This window comes from Stenotrophomonas sp. P5_B8 (assembly GCF_054049855.1).
In genome coordinates this window covers 1-3,639 of the sequence record NZ_JBFULO010000388.1, presented here as the reverse complement: position 1 = coordinate 3,639, position 3,639 = coordinate 1, and the positions used below count along the sequence as shown (strand labels likewise).

Annotated in this window: 4 protein-coding genes; 1 reads left to right on the top strand and 3 read right to left on the bottom strand. The window is 71.7% G+C overall.

Features of this window, described 5'->3' with window-relative positions; genetic code table 11:
• The first annotated feature begins 214 nt into the window (after positions 1-214).
• The gene (locus ACXJKH_RS16855) at positions 215-838 is read left to right on the top strand and encodes a M23 family metallopeptidase (protein WP_457321034.1); all 624 of its coding nucleotides are present in this window, start codon (positions 215-217) and stop codon (positions 836-838) included.
• A gap of 34 nt (positions 839-872) precedes the next feature.
• Here ACXJKH_RS16855 and ACXJKH_RS16850 read toward each other — a convergent pair whose 3' ends face one another.
• The 3 genes from ACXJKH_RS16850 to ACXJKH_RS16840 all read right to left on the bottom strand — a co-directional run.
• Positions 873-1,979, bottom strand: coding sequence for an alpha/beta hydrolase family protein (locus tag ACXJKH_RS16850; protein WP_457321032.1), 1,107 nt, complete (start codon positions 1,977-1,979; stop codon positions 873-875).
• Entirely contained in the window at positions 1,970-2,818 is an 849-nt protein-coding gene (locus ACXJKH_RS16845) for an AraC family transcriptional regulator (protein ID WP_457321030.1), read from the bottom strand. Before ACXJKH_RS16845 ends, ACXJKH_RS16850 begins: the two co-directional genes overlap by 10 nt.
• Before the next feature lie 149 nt (positions 2,819-2,967).
• On the bottom strand, positions 2,968-3,639 hold a 672-nt coding region (locus ACXJKH_RS16840), incomplete at its 5' end, for an arylamine N-acetyltransferase family protein (protein ID WP_457321028.1).

The following is a 3,639-nucleotide window of genomic DNA, read 5'->3' as shown; positions in this document are numbered from 1 at the left end:
CCGCTGGCCGGCTCCCGGCACCGGCCAACCGAAGGCGCAGCCGGCCAGCGGCCGGCACTACCCACCGGCAGGCGCAGCCGGCCAGCGGCCGGCACTACCCACCGGCAGGCGCAGCCGGCCAGCGGCCGGCACTACTTCATGTTGGGCCCACATTGGCTTTGTATTGTCGTTCGGATCCGCTGCGAGGCCCCGCAGCACCCGCACTGGAGCGACGATGCCCCGCGACGAACCCGCCGAAACGACCGCCAGCACGGCCCCGTCCCCCGCACGGCGCCTGCGCCGCTGGCTGATCCGCCTGCTGGTCCTGGCCGCCTGCGCGCTGGCGGTGGGCATGCTGTGGAACAGTCGCTGGGCAGAGGTGCCGCGCGCGCTGTGGAGCCTGTCGCGGCTGCCGCCGCCGCGTGCGCTGCCGGTGCCGGTGGAGGGGGTGAAGGCCCGGCGCATCGCCGATACCTTCGGCGCGCCGCGCGGGCGCGACCGTACCCATGCCGGCGTGGATATCTTCGCCAAGCGCGGCACTGCCGTGCGCAGCGCCAGCGACGGGGTCGTGGTGGATATCCGCGAGGGCGGCCTGGGCGGGCGCCAGGTGTGGGTGCTGGGTCCGGCGCGCGAGCGCTACTACTACGCCCATCTGGAGGGCTGGCGGGAGGGGTTGGTGCGCGGTGAGGTGGTCAGTGCCGGCACCGTGCTGGGCTATGTCGGCGACAGCGGCAATGCCAAGGGCACGCCGCCGCACCTGCACTGGGGCATCTATGGTGCCGATGGCGCGTACGACCCGCTGCCGTTGTTGCGCGCGTGGAAACCTGCACCGGTCGGCGCCGCACCGCGCAGCGAATGAGTGCGCGGCTCGACGGCGTTGACCGACCGACGTGCTAGCGGTTGGATCGCGCACCTTCCGGCACGAGGGCTTCATCAAACAGATGGGTCGCCTGCAGGATCGCGGCCGCGTGGGTGTCCTCGCGCGGTACCGTGCCGGTGCACAGCGCAGGCATGACCCGCCGCCCGGCATCGGTGCAGGTAGCCAGGAAATCGTAATGGCCCACGTCGGGCGCGGTGCGCAGCCCGGCAGACGGGCTCAGCGCGGCGACCACCTCGGCGTTGGTGACCGGCGGGGCTACCTCATCCGCATCCCCGGCCAGGATCGACATCGGTTGCTGCAGCTTCCGTAGTTGGTCCGGCGGGAAGGCCTGCACGATCGCCGGGGCCATCAGGAACACCGCGCCGATCCCGGGGATGCCGTGGTCGTCAGCGGCACGCGCCATGTATGGCGCCAGCGCAGGCGATGCGGCGGCGGCGATGCGTGCCTCCAGGGTCGTGTCCGGCGATTCCAGCTGCGGCCGGCACACGCCATCGTCGGGCTGTGCGCGGCAGAACGCGATCAGCCGTGCCAGGTCCACGCGCGCACCGGCAGCGGCCAGCGCGGTGAAGCCACCGGCCGAGAAGCCGGCCACGCCCACGCGGCGGGCATCCAGGTGCGGGCCCAGTTGCGGGTCGGCCTGCACGGCGGTCAGTGCAGCCTTGAGGTCTTCGGCGCGCTCCCAGATCAGGATGCTGCCGGCCAGTGTCATCGGGTCGATGCCGTTGTTGCCGGGGTGATCCACCGCGATCACCAGGTAGCCCGCGCGCGCCATCGCGATACCGAACCAGCCCATCATCCGCGCGCTGCCGCCGTTGCCGTGCGACAGCAGCAGGGCAGGCAGGCGGCCGGAGACGATACCGGCATCGGCTGCTGCGCTGCCCACGGTGAACAGCGGTGCATCCGGCGGCCCGATGACGATCGGGCGCTCGCGTGCCTCCGGCGTGGCCGGATACCACACGGTGTAGCGCAGGGCGTCGCGCCCGGCGGCATCGCGCACTGCCGCGCTGGGCAGGTGGGCCACGCCATGCCGTTCGCCGACAGGCACCGTCGGCGGCGCGGCCACCGCGGAGGCGCTCACGGCAGCGAGCAGCAGCAACAGCAGTGGCAGGGTCAGGCGCATGCGGTGTCTCCGGTGTGTGGGGTGTCGGCCAGCGGCAGCCAGATCTGCATGCCGCCGTGGCCGGTGGTGTCATCGAAGCGCGCGTCGTAGCGCTCCAGTTCGGGGGCGTCGGCCAGGCTGAGCCCGGCCGACGGCAGGTAGTGGTTCAACAGCCAGKACCAGGTCGAGCGGATGGCCGAGATATGCCCGGCATGCCAGGCCACCACGTAGCGCCGCGCGGGGATGCGGATCGCCTGCCAGCCCGGGGGCAGGTCGGCGAAACCCGGCACCTCGATACCGGCGATGTAGTCGAAGCTGCCTTCCTCGTCGCTGTTGCAGCACACGCCGTAGCTGACCGCCGGTGCCCGTGGGCACTGCATCGCCAGCTGCTGCCATTGCGAAGGAATCGATGCCACCGATGCACCGCGATGCCGCGCGCCGATGCCGGCGACCAGCAGCGCATCGGCGTCGACGATGTTGGGGGGCTGCACACAGGGTTGGGGCACGTCATCGAGCTTGATCGCCTCGACCAGCGTGATATCGCCCAGCCCCTGCGCGCGCACCTGCTCGGGGGTGCGCCCGAACTGCTCGCCGAAGGCACGGGTGAAGGTGGGATGCGAACCATAGCCCGCGTCGAGTGCGACCTCCAGAATGTCGCTGGCGCCGCCGGCCAATCGTCGCGCCGCCTCGCTCAGGCGGCGGCCGCGCAGGTAGCGCACCAGCGAGGTGCCGGTGCTGGCCTGGAACAGCCGCGACAGGTGGAACGGCGACAGGCCGACCACGGCGGCGATGTCGGCCAGCGCGATCGGCGCGGCGTGGTGGCTTTCGATGTACCACAGGGCCCTGCGTGCCGCACTCATGCGGTTCCCTCCCGCTGCACAGGCACGCAGCGTAGCCCAGCGTGGGGACGGGCGCTTGGCCGTTCTTGCTGTGCATCGGTGCGTGCCAGCCTCGCCGCCAGCGCAGGGAATGCGCGGCAGGCAGCGTCGGCCGAGGTCTCAGGAGGCGCTCACGCCACGCCGCGCAGCCACGCCGCGATGGCCTCGCGCAGGCGCGGATGCGGTGGCACGGTGATGCCGAACGCATCGCGCAGCACCACCAGCACGTCGTCCACATCGGTCAGCCGCCGGCGCTCGCTGGGCTGGCCACTGCGGTGCACGGTGTAGACACCGGCGCCGAGCGTTCGCCGCCAGCCGGGGCCGGCCAGCGCTGCCCGCAGTTGCCCGGGGAAGGAGGAGTGCGGATGGGTGCAGACATACCAGTTGCCCACCACGTGATCGATCGCCGCCTGCGGCTGCAGGTCGAAGCGATACAGCGGCCGCCACGCGCCGTCGATCTCCACCTGCAGCAGGTAGTCCCCATCGTGCAGATCCAGCCGGTAGCGCTCATGCGGCGTCGGTTGCGCGAAACGGCTGTCCAGCCGCAGCGGGCCGGTGGGGGTGTTGCCACCGAAGCCGACATCGACGCTGTAGTCCACCGCCTCGATCCGCACCAGCACCAGCATGTGGGTGCGTGGCGTCGGGGTGTCATTGGTCTGTCCCATCACCACCCGCGCGGCGATCGCGCGCGCGTCGAACCCCAGCTGCTGCAGCAACGCCAGGAACAGGCCGCTGAGTTCGTAGCAATAACCGCCACGGCCGTCGTGCAGCAGCTTGTGCTGCACGCTGGGCAGATCGATGGC